We start from the raw sequence: 1,628 nt of genomic DNA on the forward strand, positions 1-1,628 counted from the left end.
CCTGGAAACCAACCCGCAGAAGCGGTCGGCGCCGGTCCCCGCCAAGTGGGTCCGTCCGCTGGCCAGGGTCGGTGCCGACGACCGGTTGGCGGCGGTGCTCGCCACGATGCAGCGCAGTGGGGCGCACCTGGCCCGGGTCACCGACCGGGAGGGAAGGATCCTCGGGGTCGTCGCGCTGGAGGACGTCCTGGAGGAGCTCGTCGGCGAGATCCGGGACGACGACCAGCCGGCCGCCCGGTGACGTCCATCGTGATCGCGGCGTCCTCGGCCCGTTAGCCTTCGTCCATGGCAGGAACCGAAGCGGCCACGGTCGTCGTCAGCTTTCCGGACAAGCGCTGGATCGACCTGGTCGGCCCGATCCCGACCGTCCGGGCTGTGGTGTGGGACGCCGAGTCCGACCCGGTGCGGGCGGGTGCGGTGGATGCCGAGTTCCTCGTCCCCCCGTACCTGAGGCGGGCGGACTGGTCCCTGGTCAACCGCCTTCCTCGGCTACGGGTTGTGCAGACACTTACCGCGGGTTACGAGGACGCCATAGCGAACGTGCCCCCATCGGTTACTTTGTGTAATGCGGCAGGTGTGCACGACGCTTCCACGTCCGAACTGGCCGTAGGGCTCATCCTGGCGCAGCTGCGGGGAATCCCGGCCGCCGTCCGCGCGGGCAGCGCATCCCGGGGCCGCTGGCAGCCGCACACCCTCCGCTCGCTGGCGGACCGGCGGGTGCTTGTGGTGGGCGCCGGCGGCCTCGGGTCGGCCATCGCAGCCCGGCTCGAGCCGTTCGAGGTGTCGCTGACCCGCGTCGCAAGCCGGGCCCGTGATGACGAGCGCGGTCATGTCCACGCCGTCGCGGAGCTGCCGGCCCTGGTCTCGCAGCAGGACGTGGTCGTCCTGGCCTGCCCGCTCAACGAGGGCACCCGCGGTCTTGTGGACGCCCGGTTCCTCGCCGCCATGCCCGACGGCGCGCTGCTGGTGAACGTCGCCCGGGGTGCGGTCGTCGACACCGACGCCCTGCTCCGCGAACTGTGTGACGGGCGGTTGCTGGCGGCTCTCGACGTCGTCGAGCCGGAGCCGCTGCCCGACGCACACCCGTTGTGGTCCGCGCCCGGTGTGTTGCTGACCCCGCACCTGGGCGGCAACACCAGCGCGTTCAAACCCCGTGCCGCCGCGTTCCTCCGGGACCAGGTCATCCGGTTTGCCGGGGGTCGTCCGCTACGGGCAGTAGTCGCTGGACCGGTCGACCTGTACTCGCCATCCTGATGGTCGTCATCCCGCTATCGGACGGGCGGTCACCCCTGTCGGCCGGCCCTCTGGACCGGCCCGGCGAGACGACGAACATCCCTGTTCTGGGGTGAGTGACGGGACTTGAACCCGCGACACCCGGGACCACAACCCGGTGCTCTACCAGCTGAGCTACACCCACCATGTGCTGAAATCCGCGTACTGAAACCGCACCTGAGAGCGAGCTGTCAACGGCCGTACACCCATGACCGACCGGCGCAACTGTTCAGGTCCGGCCCATAGTACCGGTCGATCGCCCTTCTGGCGAAGTAGTTTGCGGTGTCGCGTCGGCGAGTCCGGGCTGTGTTCCGATGGGGGTTCCGACGGGGGTTCCGACGGGGTTCAGATGGCGG

General features: G+C 70.1%; 2 protein-coding genes and 1 tRNA gene. 2 read left to right on the forward strand and 1 reads right to left on the reverse strand.

Features of this window, described 5'->3' with window-relative positions; translation table 11 throughout:
* Positions 1-241 (forward strand): CBS domain-containing protein (locus DD1DGNOD_RS28980; protein ID WP_241255540.1); only part of this gene is annotated, 241 nt, incomplete at its 5' end.
* A 44-nt stretch (positions 242-285) separates the two neighbouring features.
* On the forward strand, positions 286-1,254 hold the full coding sequence (locus tag DD1DGNOD_RS07840) for a 2-hydroxyacid dehydrogenase (protein WP_131765922.1): 969 nt from the start codon (positions 286-288) through the stop codon (positions 1,252-1,254).
* 87 nt (positions 1,255-1,341) lie between these two features.
* Here the strand turns inward: DD1DGNOD_RS07840 and DD1DGNOD_RS07845 are convergent.
* Positions 1,342-1,417: transfer RNA gene (locus DD1DGNOD_RS07845), tRNA-His, on the reverse strand.
* Positions 1,418-1,628 lie beyond the last annotated feature (211 nt).

It is taken from the genome of Candidatus Protofrankia californiensis (genome assembly GCF_900634765.1).
GTDB classification, from domain to species: domain Bacteria; phylum Actinomycetota; class Actinomycetes; order Frankiales; family Frankiaceae; genus Protofrankia; species Protofrankia californiensis.

Coding starts and splice junctions, on each gene's coding strand:
- DD1DGNOD_RS07840 (WP_131765922.1), top strand. CDS start 286: ATGGCAGGAACCGAAGCGGCCACGGTCGTCGTCAGCTTTCCGGACAAG.